This window comes from Streptomyces pratensis, from assembly GCF_016804005.1.
GTDB lineage: Bacteria > Actinomycetota > Actinomycetes > Streptomycetales > Streptomycetaceae > Streptomyces > Streptomyces pratensis_A.
On the sequence record NZ_CP051486.1, the window covers coordinates 5,884,737 to 5,898,581 of the forward strand.

The 13,845-nt window shown below is 71.4% G+C and carries 12 protein-coding genes; 1 reads left to right on the plus strand and 11 read right to left on the minus strand.

The window, feature by feature from the left end; genetic code table 11:
• Positions 1–12: 12 nt before the first annotated feature.
• The 11 genes from HED23_RS24275 to HED23_RS24325 all read right to left on the minus strand — a co-directional run bounded on the left by HED23_RS24275 (position 13) and on the right by HED23_RS24325 (position 12,636).
• Positions 13–1,563 (minus strand): glycoside hydrolase 43 family protein, encoded by a 1,551-nt coding sequence (locus HED23_RS24275; protein ID WP_203185503.1) that lies wholly within the window; start codon positions 1,561–1,563, stop codon positions 13–15.
• The gene (locus tag HED23_RS24280; protein ID WP_203185504.1) at positions 1,560–2,384 is read right to left on the minus strand and encodes a PmoA family protein; all 825 of its coding nucleotides are present in this window, start codon (positions 2,382–2,384) and stop codon (positions 1,560–1,562) included. Before HED23_RS24280 ends, HED23_RS24275 begins: the two co-directional genes overlap by 4 nt.
• Positions 2,381–3,553 carry a Gfo/Idh/MocA family protein gene (locus tag HED23_RS24285; RefSeq protein ID WP_203185505.1) on the minus strand — a complete coding sequence of 391 codons (1,173 nt, stop codon included), beginning with the start codon at positions 3,551–3,553 and terminating at the stop codon, positions 2,381–2,383. Before HED23_RS24285 ends, HED23_RS24280 begins: the two co-directional genes overlap by 4 nt.
• The gene (locus tag HED23_RS24290) at positions 3,550–4,911 is read right to left on the minus strand and encodes a pectate lyase family protein (RefSeq protein WP_203185506.1); all 1,362 of its coding nucleotides are present in this window, start codon (positions 4,909–4,911) and stop codon (positions 3,550–3,552) included. Before HED23_RS24290 ends, HED23_RS24285 begins: the two co-directional genes overlap by 4 nt.
• 5 nt (positions 4,912–4,916) lie before the next feature.
• Positions 4,917–5,834: a carbohydrate ABC transporter permease gene (locus HED23_RS24295; protein WP_203185507.1), complete on the minus strand. Its 918-nt coding sequence runs from the start codon at positions 5,832–5,834 to the stop codon at positions 4,917–4,919.
• Positions 5,831–6,769: a carbohydrate ABC transporter permease gene (locus HED23_RS24300; RefSeq protein WP_203185508.1), complete on the minus strand. Its 939-nt coding sequence runs from the start codon at positions 6,767–6,769 to the stop codon at positions 5,831–5,833. Before HED23_RS24300 ends, HED23_RS24295 begins: the two co-directional genes overlap by 4 nt.
• A 122-nt stretch (positions 6,770–6,891) precedes the next feature.
• Positions 6,892–8,637, minus strand: coding sequence for an L-arabinonate dehydratase (gene araD, locus HED23_RS24305; RefSeq protein WP_203185509.1), 1,746 nt, complete (start codon positions 8,635–8,637; stop codon positions 6,892–6,894).
• A complete protein-coding gene (locus HED23_RS24310) occupies positions 8,634–9,536 on the minus strand; it encodes a dihydrodipicolinate synthase family protein (protein ID WP_203187614.1) in 903 nt (300 codons plus the stop codon). Before HED23_RS24310 ends, araD begins: the two co-directional genes overlap by 4 nt.
• Positions 9,537–9,586: 50 nt before the next feature.
• A complete protein-coding gene (locus tag HED23_RS24315) occupies positions 9,587–10,243 on the minus strand; it encodes a GntR family transcriptional regulator (RefSeq protein ID WP_203185510.1) in 657 nt (218 codons plus the stop codon).
• A gap of 252 nt (positions 10,244–10,495) precedes the next feature.
• Positions 10,496–11,680 carry a hypothetical protein gene (locus HED23_RS24320; RefSeq protein WP_203185511.1) on the minus strand — a complete coding sequence of 395 codons (1,185 nt, stop codon included), beginning with the start codon at positions 11,678–11,680 and terminating at the stop codon, positions 10,496–10,498.
• Positions 11,677–12,636 carry a 5-dehydro-4-deoxyglucarate dehydratase gene (locus HED23_RS24325; RefSeq protein ID WP_203185512.1) on the minus strand — a complete coding sequence of 320 codons (960 nt, stop codon included), beginning with the start codon at positions 12,634–12,636 and terminating at the stop codon, positions 11,677–11,679. The genes HED23_RS24320 and HED23_RS24325 overlap by 4 nt, the downstream gene beginning before the upstream one ends.
• Before the next feature lie 377 nt (positions 12,637–13,013).
• Between HED23_RS24325 and HED23_RS24330 the strand changes: the two genes are divergently transcribed.
• Entirely contained in the window at positions 13,014–13,823 is an 810-nt protein-coding gene (locus HED23_RS24330; protein ID WP_203185513.1) for an NAD-dependent epimerase/dehydratase family protein, read from the plus strand.
• Positions 13,824–13,845 lie beyond the last annotated feature (22 nt).

The window sequence follows — 13,845 nt, forward strand, 5'->3', positions numbered from 1 at the left end:
AGCGGTGCGGGGTCAGGTGGTGCGAGGTCTTCCGGTGGTGCGGAATGCGGTGAAGCCTGCTGTTCCGGACGGCGTGTCACCGGTGGGTGCGGTGGCGAAGAGGCCCAGCAGCGCGCCGACCCAGCGCCAGGGGGTGGCGGCGAAGACCTGGCCCGACGCCCGGAAGCCGGCCCCGTCGCCGGTGTCGGCGGAGAAGCGGCAGCGGGCTCCCCGGGTGACGTCGATACGGACGCGGACGGCGGCGCCGGGCGCGGGGCGGGGGTGTTCGGCGTCCCGCTCGTGCTCGGCGACGGATTCGGCGTACCGGTGGACGAGCCGGGCCGTCCCGTCGGTCCCGTTCTCCAGGCCGATCCACGAGAAGGCGTCCCCGAGCACGGCGAGCCCGGCCTTGGCCCCCGGTTCGCGGGAGTCCAGGGTGATGCCGACCTCGACGGTGAACTCCTCGGCGGGCAGACGCTGCACCAGGACGTTGGGCAGGGCGCGCAGGTCGTGCGCGTACGCGGTCCGTACGCAGCTGAGGCGCAGGCCGTCGCCGCCGTGCCCGACGGTCCAGCCGGGCCGCGGGTTGGCCGTCCACTGCCACTGCCGGCCGTACCGCCCGCCGGGGAAGTCGTCGCTGGAGGCCGGTGCCCTGGCCGGCTGCTCCGGGGCCTCGGGGCGGCGGTGCGTGAGGACGGGTTCGCCCTCGTCGCCGATGACCGGCCATCCCTCTTCGTCCCAGCGCATCGGCTGGAGGTGGACCACGCGGCCGTACGCTCCGCGGGCCTGGAAGTGCAGGAACCAGTCCTCACCGGCGGCGGTCCGGACCCAGCCGCCCTGGTGCGGGCCGTTGACCTCGGTGCTGCCCTGCGCGAGGACGACCCGCTCCTCGTACGGACCGGCGAAGGCGCGGGAGCGGAACGCGCCCTGCCAGCCGGTCTCCACTCCCCCGGCGGGGGCGAAGATCCAGAAGTAGCCGTCGTGCCGGTAGACCTTGGGGCCTTCCAGGGTGAACCAGCCCGGGATCGTGTCGGCGTCGACGAGGGTCGTGCCCTCGTCGAGGAGCTCACGGCCGTCGGGGCTCATCCGGTGGCCGGTGAGCCGGTTCTTGATGCCGGAGCGGGACTTCGCCCAGGCGTGCACCAGGTAGGCCTCGCCGGTCTCCTCGTCCCACAGCGGGCACGCGTCGATCAGGCCCTTGCCCGCCTTGACGAGGTGCGGGGTGCTCCAGGGGCCGCGGATGTCCTCGGCGTTGATCTGGTGGATGCCGTGGTCGGGGTCCCCCCAGAAGATCCAGAAGCGTCCGGCGTGGTGGCGCAGCGAGGGCGCCCAGACCCCGCAGTCGTGGCGGGGCACGGCGAAGTCGGCGTCCGGTCCGGGACGGTCGAGGGCGTGGCCGACGAGCGTCCAGTTGACGAGGTCGCGGGAGTGGAGCAGGGGCAGTCCGGGGGCGCGGCCGAAGCTGGACGCCGTGAGGTAGTGGTCGTCGCCGACGCGCACGACGTCCGGGTCGGACCAGTCGGCGTTCAGGACCGGGTTGCGGTAGGTGCCGTCCCCGAGGTCGGCCCTCCAGGGCATCGTCATGCGGCGACCGCCTTGCGGACGTGGGCGGCCGCGGCGTCCCGGTCGAGGCGTCCGTCGGCGACGACGGTGACGACGCGGCGCACGACGGTGGCCCCCGCCGGGACGGGGAGCCGGCGGTCCGCGGCGAGTGAGGAGCCGACCCCCGGGTATTCGGTGGTCCGGACGAACCACGGGTCGCGCCGGGTCTCGTCGGTCGCGCCGGCGAAGACGAGCGTCCAGCCGTCCCCGACGAGCGCCAGCCAGTCGGCGGCCTTGCCGTGCACGGCCTGCTCGCCGTCGAGCGTTCCGCTGAACACGGCGGGCGCCGCGCTCTCCTTGGGGGCGCGCCAGAAGAAGCCGCCGTATCCGGCGCCTGGGCGGCCGTTGGTGGCGGGGCTGCCGATGGAGAGGTCCGTGGCGCCGCGGTTGGTGAGGGAGAAGGAGAAGTCCAGCGCCCAGGCGGTGTCGGAGAGTTCGCTCGCGGCGACGGTGCGGTGCTCGCGCAGCAGCTCGGTGCCGCCGGCCTCCCAGCTGAGCTCCTCCACGAAGCCGTCCGGGTCGCGGAGCTTCCAGCCGAGGTGGCGCTGCGTCCCGTGGTTGTCGAGCTCGGTGGGGCCCTGGTCGCGTACGAAGGTGCGGCCGCCCCAGAAGTTGTGTCCGGCCACGTCGGGCACCGCGACGGAGGCACCCAGGTGGTGGATGTGGTCGGCCGGGCGCTCCTCGGTGACGGGGGTGCCCGCGAGGGTGGTGACGGGGTGCAGGTAGGGCCGGCTGTCCGTCCCGGGCCGGTAGCTGTAGCGCCCGACGGGGCGTCCGGCGCAGCTGAGGAGTGCGGTGGTCATGGTGTGCTCACCTCGCTGGGTCGCGCCCAGGAGGCGCCTAGTTCGGAGAAGAGGGTGAGGGTGTCGGCCGCGGCGGCGACGGTGCCGTCGATGCCGCGCACGATGCGCCGCACTCCGTCGCCCTTGTCGGCGGGCCGGGTGTGCCAGACCGTGGCGGGCAGCGCGGTGGGCTCGGGGGCGGTGCGTACGGCCTCGAGGACCCGCATGAACGCGCCGGTCTGCTCCGGCGGCACGATGAGCGCCGTGCCGTGTTCCAGGTGGTCGACGAGGTTCTCCAGGAGGTCGGTCCGTCCGTGCACGGCCTCCTCGGGGCCGTGCCCGGCGCGCTGGACGAGGACCCGGTCCTGCTTGTACCAGAAGGTGATGCGGCCGCGGTCGCCGTGGACGATGACGTACGGCTCGCCGGCCTCCTCCGCGCAGAGGGTGACCGCGACGGTCACCGGAAGCCCGTCGGTGGTGGTGACCCGGACGCAGCTGGTGTCGTCGGACTCGATGTCGTGGGCCCGGAACAGCTCGGTCTCGATGGACGCCACGTCCTCGGCCGTTCCCCGGCCGGAGAGTTCGAGTGCGGTGGCGACGGCGTGCGCCAGCGGGTTGGTGAGCACCCCGTCGACCACGTCGGTCCCGCCCATCCTGCGGCGCCCCGCCCAGGGGGCCCGCCGGAAGTAGGCGTCGTCGCGGACCCAGGCACCGGCGGCGCCGATGCCCCGGACGGTGCCGATCGCCCCGGAGCGTACGAGGTCCTTGATGGCGGGCACGGCGTGCGAGCCGAAGGACTGGAAGCCGATCTGGCAGGCGATGCCCGCCTCCCGTACCCCGTCGGCCATGCGGGCGTAGTCGTCCCAGGTCGCGGCGGGCGGCTTCTCCAGGAGGAGGTGGACGCCCCGGGCCGCCGCGGTCAGGGCCAGGGTGGTGTGCGTCGGGATGGGCGTGCAGATGACCGCGGCCCGCGCGCCGGTGGAGTCCAGGAGGGCACCGAAGTCGGCGGACTGCTCGGGCATCTCCCCGGCGAACATGTCGAGTTCTTCGTCGGTCAGCGGGTTCAGCTCGCAGACCCCCGCCAGCCTGACGAGGCCCTGGTGCTGGAGCCGGCGGATGTTGGCGAGGTGCCAGCGGCCGTGGCCGCGGGCGCCGGCCAGGACGAGGGGTACGGGGGTGGTCGCACTCATCGGGCCGCCCTCCCCGCTCCGGCTCCGCGGGCCACGTCGGCGGCGGCGCGTTCGGCGCTGTCGACGGGGCCGTGCAGGGCGGGTGTCCAGCCGGTGTCGGTGGCGAGATCGGTCTCGCTGCCCGAGTTGTAGGCGTTGTAGATGGAGACCAGGTCGACCGGGAAGCCGTTGAACACCGTGCCGCGCTGGGTGAGGGCGCTGCCGTTCCAGCTCTTCAGCAGGTCGGCGGCCTCGACGTGCCCCGGGGCCTCGAACGCGTTGTTCTCGGCGACGATCCGGGACTCGGTGGAGACGCCCAGGGAGTAGCGGTGGTCACCGTCCTCGGGGATGACGTAACGGTTGTTGTAGAGGTGGACCTGGCCGAAGCGGACCCGTGGAGCACGCTGCACGACGGAGTTGAACTCGTTGTGGTGCAGGGTGACGCGGAGCTTGCCCCGGTCGGTGGTCACGCCGTCTCCGTTGCCGATGAGCATCGCCTTGTCGTGGTCGGCGAACCGGCTCCACGAGACGGTGACGAGGTCGGATCCGTTGGTGATGTCGAGCAGCCCGTCGTGGCGCAGGTAGTTGCGCCCGAAGTAGGTGGGCTCGCGGTCGTCCGGGTGGCCCTTGTCGCTCGCCGTGACGTGGTCGACCCAGACGTGGGTGGCGCCGCGCAGCCACAGCGTGTCGTAGGCGGTCTTCCAGTCGCCGAGACCACCGGTGTTCGGCTGCCAGGCGGGGAAGCAGTCGTAGGCGTCGCGGAGTTCGAGATTGCGGATGATGACGTTGTCGGCGTCCTTGACCTGGAGGCTCGCGCCCTTGAGCACGGCGCCGGTGCCGAGACCGACGATCGTGGTGTTCGACCCGACGAGCAGTTCGACGCGTTCGGCCTGGCGGGCGGCGGACGCCTTGCGGGCGTCCTCCTGCGGTCCGGCCGGCTTGGCCCCGCCCCACGTGCGGGGGTCGTAGGCTGCCAGGTACGCGTCCAGGCCGTAGCCGTCGGTGGCGTAGTCGGCGCAGTCCAGCCGCCGTCCCCGGTCGTCGGTGTTGGCGTCGATCGTGCCCGCCACACGGATGATCTTGGGGACGGAACTGCCTCCGTCGAGCGCCGCGGCGAGCTGGGCCCGGTTGCGCACGGTGAGGACGTGTTCCTCGTCGGCGGCCGAGCCGCCGGTCGTTCCCGTGCCTTCCGCGGCCCAGCCGTCGTTGTCGGCGAGCACCTCCCGGCCGAGGTCCCGGCCGGGTGAGGAGGCTTCCGGCGCCGTCTCCGGTGCCGTGGTGGCCGCCTGGGCGCCCGGCTGTAGGGCCAGGCTGCCCAGCAGCAGGGCGAACGCGGCGGCGGCGCGGCGCGCGGTACGGGGGCGGAGCTTCCAGGTCATGTGCGTCATCCCTTCACGGCGCCGGCGCTGAAGCCGGTGATGAGCCACTTCTGGATGAAGGCGAAGACGATCACCACGGGCACGGCGGCGATGACACCGCCGGCGGCCAGCGCCCCCAGGTCGACGCTGTCGGCGCCGATCAGGGTGTTGAGGCCGACCGGGATCGTCTGCTTGTCCTGTTCGCTGAGGAACATCAGGGCGAACAGGAAGTGGTTCCAGCTGTGGACGAAGGCGAACGACCCGACCGCGATCAGCCCGGGGCGCAGCAGGGGCAGGACGACGGTGCGGAACGCCTTGAAGCGCGAGCAGCCGTCCACCCAGGCGGCCTCCTCCAGGGAGATCGGGACGTTCTTGATGAAGCCGCTGATCAGGATGATCGACAGGGGCAGCTGGAAGACGGTCTCCGCGATGACGACGCTCCCGAGGGAGTTGATCATCTGGAGGTTCTTGAAGATCTCGAAGAGCGGCACGAGCATCAGGGCGCCCGGGATGAACTGCGAGCAGAGCAGCGCCAGCATGAAGGCGCCCTTGATCTTGAAGTTGAACCGGGCCAGGGCGTAGCCGCCGGCCAGCGCGACCAGGGTCGTGGCGATGAGCGTCGCGACGCCGACGAGCATGCTGTTCTGGAAGAAGACGGCGAAGCTGCGCTCGTTCCAGACCTTGGAGAAGTGGGCCCCCGTCATCGGCCAGGGCACCAGCGAGGTGGAGCCGGCGGGCCGTACGGCGAAGAGGAACATCCAGTAGAACGGGATGAGGGTGAAGAGGAGGTAGATGCCGAGCGGCAGATAGATCTGCCAGCGCGGTACGTCGTCGAAGGCACGCTCGCGCTTGGTGCGGCGGTGCGAGGAGGGCGGCGGGGTGGAGTTCCCCCGGGACGTTCCCGGCGTGCGGGCGTCCTTCTTCTCCACGAGTGCGGCAGTCACTTGTTGTCGCCTCCGAACTTGCTCAGGCGCAGATAGACGATCGAGCAGAAGAGGAGGATCACGAAGGCGACGGTGGTGAGCGCGGACGCGTATCCGAAGTCGTGGCCCTCGATGCCTGTGTTGGCGACGTAGAGGGGCAAGGTGGTGGTCTCACCGGCGGGCCCGCCGCCGGTGAGGGTGTAGAGCAGGTCGACGTTGTTGAACTCCCAGACCCCGCGCAGGAGGGTGGCCAGGATGATCGCGTCGCGCAGGTGCGGGAGGGTGATGTGGAAGAACTGCCGCATCCGGCCCGCGCCGTCCACCGAGGCCGCCTCGTAGAGCTCCTTGGACACGGACTGCAGGTCGGCGAGGATGAGGATGGCGAAGAAGGGGACTCCGCGCCAGAGTTCCGCGACGGTCGCCGCCCAGAAGACGGTGCCGGTGTCGGAGAGGACCGAGGTGCCGTACTCACCGATCCCGGCGTCCGCGAGGTAGCGGCTGAAGCCGGTCGAGGAGTTGTAGAGCAGGATCCAGATGGTGCTGGTCAGCACACCGGAGACGGCCCAGGGCGAGAAGACCATGGCGCGGGATATGCCGCGGCCGATGAAGGTCTGGTTGACGATGAGCGCGAGTGCGAGACCGAGCGCGAGCTGCAGGGTCACCTGGACGATGACCCACTGGGCGCTGAAGCCGAGCGACGGCCAGAACAGCTCGTCCTCGGTGAAGATCTTGATGAAGTTGTCGAAGCCGGCGAAGCCGTTCCGCCACGGCTTGGTGACGTTGTAGTTCTGCAGGCTGTAGTAGAAGACGCTGATCACCGGGTAGGCGATGAAGCCCAGCATCAGCAGGCCCGCCGGCGCGATCAGCAGATACGGCAGGCGGCGGGGTGTGGCCGAGCGGCGCTTGGACGCCTTCCCCTTGGGGGGCGGTGTGGCCACGGCTGCGGATTGGGCCATGACGCGTCTCCGATCTCTGGAAAGTGCTGGATGTGCCGTGCTTTCGGTGCATGGTGCAAGCGCTTACCGCATGCCGTTCGGTACTCCGGACGAGGCGGTGCGCGGAATGTCTGTCGCCCGGTTCAGCCCGCGTACGGGTCGGGCACCTCTCCCTGGCGGGCCAGGAACGTGAAGTCGCAGCCGGTGTCGGCCTGGGTGATCTGGTCCTGGTAGAGCGCCCCGTAGCCGCGCCCGTAACGTGCGGGCGGCTCGGTCCACTCGGACCTGCGGAGTTCCAGCTCCTCGTCGGACACGTCGAGGTGGAGGAGCCGCGCCTCCACGTCCAGCGTGATCAGGTCACCGGTGCGGACCAGGGCGAGCGGCCCGCCGACGAAGGACTCGGGTGCGATGTGCAGGACGCACGCGCCGTAACTGGTGCCGCTCATGCGGGCGTCGGAGAGCCGCACCATGTCCCGTACGCCCTGCTTCAGCAGGTAGTCCGGGATCGGCAGCATGCCGTACTCCGGCATGCCGGGGCCGCCCTTGGGGCCGGCGTTGCGGAGCACCAGCACGTGGTCCGGGGTGAGGGCCAGGGCCGGGTCGTTGATGGTGCGCTGCATCTCCTTGTAGTCGTCGAAGACGACGGCGGGACCGGTGTGGCGCAGCAGGTGCGGCTCGGCGGCGATGTGCTTGATGACCGCGCCGTCCGGGCAGAGGTTGCCGCGCAGGACCGCCACCCCGCCCTCCTCGGCCAGCGGGTTCTCACGCTCCCGGATGACGTCGGTGTTGTGGACGAGCGCGCCGTCGAGCTGTTCGCGCATGGTGCCGTGCGTGACGGTGGGCCGGTCGAGGTGGAGCACGTCGGTGAGCTGCGCCAGGAATCCGGGCAGTCCTCCGGCGAAGTGGAAGTCCTCCATCAGGTATTTCCCGCCGGGGCGGAGGTTGGCGAGGACGGGCACGGTGCGGGCGATACGGTCGAAGTCGTCCAGGGTGAGCTTCACCCCGGAGCGGCCCGCCATCGCGATCAGGTGGATGACGGCGTTGGTGGAGCCGCCGAGCGCCAGGACCGTGGCGACCGCGTCCTCGTAGGCGTCCGCCGTGAGGATCCGCGACAGCTTCAGCTGCTGCCACACCAGTTCGACGATGCGGATCCCGGACTGTGCCGCCATCCGGTCGTGACCGGAGTCCACGGCCGGGATGGACGAGGCACCCGGCACCGTGACGCCCAGCGCCTCGGCGGCGGCCGTCAGGGTCGAGGCGGTGCCCATCGTCATGCAGTGGCCGGGAGAGCGGGCGAGCCCGTTCTCCAGCTCGGCCATCTCGCAGTCGCCGATCAGGCCGGCCCGCTTGTCGTCCCAGTACTTCCACATGTCCGTGCCGGAGCCCAGGACCTCGTTGCGCCAGTGTCCCGGCAGCATGGGTCCGGCGGGCACGAAGACCGTCGGCAGGTCCACGGACGCGGCGCCCATCAGCAGCGCCGGCGTGGACTTGTCGCAGCCGCCCAGCAGCACGGTGCCGTCGACGGGGTAGGAGCGCAGCAGCTCCTCCGTCTCCATCGCCAGCATGTTGCGGTAGAGCATCGGGGTGGGCTTCTGGAAGGTCTCCGAGAGCGTGGAGACCGGGAATTCGAGCGGGAAGCCGCCCGCCTGCCAGACACCCCGCTTGACCGCCTGCGCGCGTTCACGCAGGTGGACGTGGCAGGGGTTGATGTCGGACCAGGTGTTGAGGATCGCGATGACCGGCTTGCCCAGGTGCTCCTCGGGGAGGTAGCCGAGCTGCCGGGTGCGGGCGCGGTGGCTGAACGAGCGGAGCCCGTCCGTGCCGTACCACTGGTGGCTGCGCAGCTCCTCGGGGGCTATGCGGCGGCCCGCCGTGCCGTCGTCGCTCATACGGTCCACCCCGCGACCAGACCGGCGACCTCGGCTCGCTGGTCCTCGGGCAGCGCCCGGCTCGGTGCGCGTACGTCGCGGCGGCAGAGCCCGAGCGAGGCCAGGGCCTCCTTGACGACCGTCACGTTGTTGGCGGACTGCCGGTCGGCGCGCAGGTCCTCGAAGCGGCGGATCTGCTCCCAGACCTTCATCGCCGCGAGGTAGTCGCCGGCTCGCAGCGCCTCCAGCATGGCGAGTGAGACACCGGGCGCGACGTTGACGAGTCCTGAGGTGAAACCGGTTGCGCCGGTCGCGAAGTAGGAGGGGGCGTACAGCTCCGCGAGCCCGGCGACCCACACGAAGCGCTCCAGGCCGGCGTCGCGGGCGAACGCGCCGAAGCGGGCGACGTCCGGGACGGCGTACTTCACGCCGATGACGTTGGGGCAGCTGTCGGCGAGCTCGGTGAGACGCTCACCGGCGAGCAGCGGGTTGCGGATGTAGGGGACGACACCGAGCTCCGGGACGGCCTCGGCGATGGCCCGGTGGTAGTCGATCCAGCCTTCCTGCGAGACGTAGGGGTGCACCGGCTGGTGCACCATCACCATCTCGGCCCCGGCGTCCCTGGCGTGCTCGGCGGCGGCCACGGCGGTCGGCACGTCGTGGCCGACCCCCACCAGGACGGTGGCCCTGCCGCCCGCCTCCTCGATGGTGAGCTCGGTGACGGTGCGCCGCTCGTCGGGGGTGAGCGCGTAGAACTCACCGGTGTTGCCGTTCGGGGTGACGATGCGGACACCGCCGTCGAGGAGCCGTCGCAGCAGGGCGCGGTGGGCCGGGACGTCGATGCTTCCGTCCTCGGCGAACGGGGTGACCGGGATCGCCACAACGTCTGCGAGGGCCGCCTTCAGCGGGGAGAGGTCCATGCGGACTGGCCTTTCGTCGAGGTGCTGGTGAGTCATGTCCAGCTGGTGTTTCACGCCGTGTCACCCCCGTCTTCGTCGTCGGGGAAGGCGCGGCCTACGAAGGATGCGATGTGGTCGTGGAGAGCCCCTGCGGCGGCTTCCGCGTCGTCGGCGAGGGCGAGCCGCAGGATCTCGCGGTGCTCGGCCGCCTCGCGCTCCCAGGACGGGATCGCCGACCAGGCCACGGTCGACACGAGTGCGGCCTGGTCGCGGACCTCGTCGAGCATCCGGGCGAGCAGCGGGTTGCCGCAGGGCAGGTAGAGGGCCCGGTGGAAGTCCCGGTTGGCGAGCGACCTGTCCGCCTTGTCGATCGCCGAGTCGGAGCGCTCCAGGGCCTCCTGGGCCGCTTCCAGCGAGCTCTTGCGGGTGATGGAGCGGCGCAGCGCCTCCGGCTCGAGGAGCAGGCGTACGTCGTACACCTCCCGGGCCATGGCCGCGTCGACGAGCCGCACGGTGGCACCCTTGTACTGGCTCATGACGACCAGCCCGGTGCCGGCGAGCGTCTTCAGCGCCTCACGCACGGGGGTCTTCGACACCCCGAACTGCGCGGCGAGTTCGGTCTCGACGAGCGCCTGCCCTGGTGTCAGCTGTGCGGTGAGGATGGCGTGCTTGATCGCCTCCAGCACGTACTGGGTCCTGGACGGAATCGGGGCAGGCGCAAAGGTCATGGGTGAAGAGCTCTCGCATCTCGCGTATCGCGTCTCATATATGACGTACGAAGTACGACGCGATGAAGCTAGAGCGGTGAGAATGTTTCGTCAACGCTTCTGGCAAAAGAAGTTCCGCGAAAACGGAACCCGGGTACTCCGGGGACCCTCCCGCAGGTCCCTCCCGGCGGGCCCGGCACACCGGGAGCGGAAACGCCGCAGGCCCCCGGCTGCACGCCGGGGACCTGCGGTTACGGGAGGGACGCGCCGGGATCAGCCGCCGCGGACCGCCGAGAGGGCCTTCGTGACGGCACCCAGGTCGGGCCCGGACGCCAGGCCCGCGTGGTAGAGGCGCAGTTCGTTCGCGCCGAGCGAGGCCGCGTGCGCGGCGTCCCGCTCCAGCGTGCCGGGGCTGCCGCCCATACCGCTCACCACGTTGAAGTTCGCCGCCAGCACGCCGGACAGACCCGCGAACGGCCCGAGTACGGCTTCGCGTGCCGCGTCACCGCCGGTGCAGGGCAGCACGACACCGTCCGCCGTGGACAGGATGTGGGACGGGTCCGTCCCCACGTTGGCGCCGGTGCGGTGGGGGGCGGGGTCGGCGTGCAGGAGGACCTGGAAGTCCGGCCCCGGCGCGGCGGCCCGTACGGCGGCGACGGAGGCCTCCTGTAGGCCTCTGGCGACCTGGCCGCGCCACCGCAGGGTGGCCTCGGCGAGGCCGGCGCCGAGGAGTTTCTCCACGCCTTCCCAGCCCTGCTCGCCGGATCCCGGTCCGGCCCAGACCGGTTCCAGGGAGCTGCGCACGGCGGCGCGCAACTCCTCGGCGTCCAGGCCGACGGAGGCGTAGCCGGCCCGGCAGTCGGCGCAGAAGCAGAGGGACATCAGGTACTGCGCCGCGTCCCCGAGGCCGACCCCGGAGGTCTTGTCGTGGGCGTGCAGATGGGCGAAGCCGTACCAGCCGCACGACTCCAGCTCGGTGCCCTTCGCCCCGGGGCGCACGGCCGCCTCCGCCGCCAGGTCCACCAGGTAGGCGTGGACGGCCGGCTGCGCGATGCACGGCGCCCAGGGGTAGCGGTCGCCGTAGGCGTTGACCACGGACGTCCCCGGATGCTCCGCGCCCAGACGGGAGTTGTGCGCGAGGACCACCCAGGAGTGCACCTGGAGACCGGCGTCAGCCAGGGCCTCGGCCGCCTCGCCGTATGGATCCTCCCCCGCCACCCAGGACTGGGCGTAGGGGCGCAGTCCGCGCCCCGTCCAGCGGGCGGCGTCCGGGGGATAGAGCACCGCCGCGTGTTCGGCGGTGACGATCCGGCGGCCGGGGTGGCGCGGGGTCAGGGCGCGGGTGGAGTGGTAGGCGGAGGCGAGCGTCACCTGCTGGACGCCGAGACCGGCCAGGCGGGCGGCGGCCTCCGGGTCCCCCACGACGTCCCAGGGGTACAGGAAGGCGGAGGCCTTCACTTCCCCTCCCCCGCGCGGTACTTCTCCAGCAGCGCGCGGCCGTTCGCGATGATCGCGGTCAGCTCCTCGATGTGCGCGTCCGACGGCTCGGTGAGCGGGGTGCGCACCGGGCCGACGTCCAGGCCCTCCAGCCGGACCGCGGCCTTCACGAGCGACACCGCGTAGCCGCGGCCCTTGGCCCGCAGCTCGACGAGCGGCCGGTAGAAGTGGTCGAGCAGTGCGTTCACCACGTCGTCGTCGCCGGACTCCAGGGCCCGGTAGAAGGCGAGGGCGATGTCGGGGGCGAAGGCGAAGACGGCCGAGGAGTAGAGCGTGACGCCCACGCCCCGGTAGGCGAGTCCGGTGAGCTCGGCGGTGGGCAGCCCGTTGAAGTAGAGGAAGTCCTCTCCGGGCAGCCCGGTGCGCACGGCGCTGACGATGCGCTGCATCAGGTCCAGGTCGCCGTAGCCGTCCTTGAAGCCGATGATCCCGGGGGTCCGGGCCAGCGCGACGACGGTCTCCGGGGTGAATACGGCGTTGTCCCGCTGGTAGACGACCGTATCCAGGGAGGTGGCGGCGGCGAGGGCCGCGTAGTGGGCCAGCAGTCCCTCCTGGCCGGCGACGACGAGGTAGGGCGGCATGGCGAGGAGCCCGTCCGCTCCCGCCTCCTCGGCGAGCTTCGCGTACTGGACCGCGAGAGCCGTGCCGTAGCCGGCACCGGCGACGACGGGCACCGCTCCGGCGGTCTCCTCGACCGCCGCCTGGACGACGAGCCGGTACTCCTCCGGGGCCAGTGCGTGGAATTCGCCGGTGCCGCAGCAGGCGAAGACGGCTGCCGCGCCGGCGTCGACACCCTTGCGCACGTGCGCGCGGAAGACGTCGAGGTCGACGGCGCCGTCCGGCCCGTAGGCGGTGACGGGGAAGAAGAGCGGCCCGGCGACATCGGTGAGTCGGGCGGCAAGGGGGGCTGAGGTCACGGGCGCTCCCTGAGCAGATTCAGGCGTGCACAATTATGATCGGTGTCCATATTTCTGAACGCTGACACGCTAAGGCAGTCCCGCGGCGCCGGTCAAGACGCGAACACCCGACCCGGGGCCGACCGGTCGGCCGCGGTCGACACTTGACGTGATCCGCCGCAACTTCTTAGCTTGTCCACGCTTGTGAATGCCGTCCACGGATTTGACGTATCCGTGCGGTTGTGTGACATCTGCGTGCCCACGCGTACCTTGCTGTCCGTACGTCCGGCCCCCGCAGCAACCCACCGTCCGCGCACACGTCCGGCCCCCGCAGCACAGCACCGCACCGTCCGCGCACGCCGCGCCCGCGCCCTGCGCCCGCACCGAGGAGATCCCGTATGCCAGCTCCCCGCACCGTCCTTCTCACCGGCGCCGCCGGCGGCCTAGGCACCCTGATGCGAGGGCTGCTTCCCGCCTACGGCTACGACCTCCGGCTCCTCGACGTCACTCCCATCGAGGGCGAACCCGACGCCGTCACCGCCGACCTCGGCGACAAGGCCGCGCTGCGGGAAGCCGTGCGCGGCGTCGACGCCGTCATCCACCTCGCGGGCATCTCGCTCGAATCCTCGTTCGACAAGATCCTGCGGTCCAACATCGAGGGCACGTACAACCTCTACGAGGCGGCGCGCGAGGAGGGCGTCGGGCGCATCGTGTTCGCCTCCTCCAACCACGCCATCGGCTACACCCCGCGCCCGCTCGACGGGGACCCGCTGATCCCGGTCGACACCCCACGGCGCCCCGACACCTTCTACGGCCTGTCGAAGTCGTTCGGTGAGGACCTCGCCCAGTTCTACTTCGACAAGCACGGTGTGGAGACCGTCTCCGTGCGCATCGGCTCCTGCTTCATGGAGCCGACGTCGGTGCGGATGCTGTCCGTCTGGATGAGTCCCGGCGACGGGGCGCGCCTCTTCCACGCGGCCCTCACCGCCGAGGACGTCGGGCACACCGTGGTCTACGGATCCTCCGACAACACCCGGCTGTGGTGGGACCTGACGACCGCCAGGTCCCTCGGCTACGACCCGCAGGACGACTCCGAGCAGTACGCGGACAAGCTCGTCGCCGAGCACGGCGAGCTGGACCCGGAGAATCCCGACCACGCCCACCTCGGCGGCCACTTCGTCACGGACCCCCCGATCTGGCCCCACTGAGCCCGGTCCCCGGCCGGGATCC

What these genes read in the sequence shown, in the direction of transcription:
- HED23_RS24280 (WP_203185504.1), bottom strand. Translation starts at nt 2,384, where the DNA reads ATGACCACCGCACTCCTCAGCTGCGCCGGACGCCCCGTCGGGCGCTAC.
- HED23_RS24330 (WP_203185513.1), top strand. Translation starts at nt 13,014, where the DNA reads ATGCCAGCTCCCCGCACCGTCCTTCTCACCGGCGCCGCCGGCGGCCTA.
- HED23_RS24315 (WP_203185510.1), bottom strand. Translation starts at nt 10,243, where the DNA reads ATGACCTTTGCGCCTGCCCCGATTCCGTCCAGGACCCAGTACGTGCTG.
- HED23_RS24310 (WP_203187614.1), bottom strand. Translation starts at nt 9,536, where the DNA reads ATGGACCTCTCCCCGCTGAAGGCGGCCCTCGCAGACGTTGTGGCGATC.
- HED23_RS24300 (WP_203185508.1), bottom strand. Translation starts at nt 6,769, where the DNA reads ATGGCCCAATCCGCAGCCGTGGCCACACCGCCCCCCAAGGGGAAGGCG.
- HED23_RS24275 (WP_203185503.1), bottom strand. Translation starts at nt 1,563, where the DNA reads ATGACGATGCCCTGGAGGGCCGACCTCGGGGACGGCACCTACCGCAAC.
- HED23_RS24285 (WP_203185505.1), bottom strand. Translation starts at nt 3,553, where the DNA reads ATGAGTGCGACCACCCCCGTACCCCTCGTCCTGGCCGGCGCCCGCGGC.
- HED23_RS24290 (WP_203185506.1), bottom strand. Translation starts at nt 4,911, where the DNA reads ATGACCTGGAAGCTCCGCCCCCGTACCGCGCGCCGCGCCGCCGCCGCG.
- araD (WP_203185509.1), bottom strand. Translation starts at nt 8,637, where the DNA reads ATGAGCGACGACGGCACGGCGGGCCGCCGCATAGCCCCCGAGGAGCTG.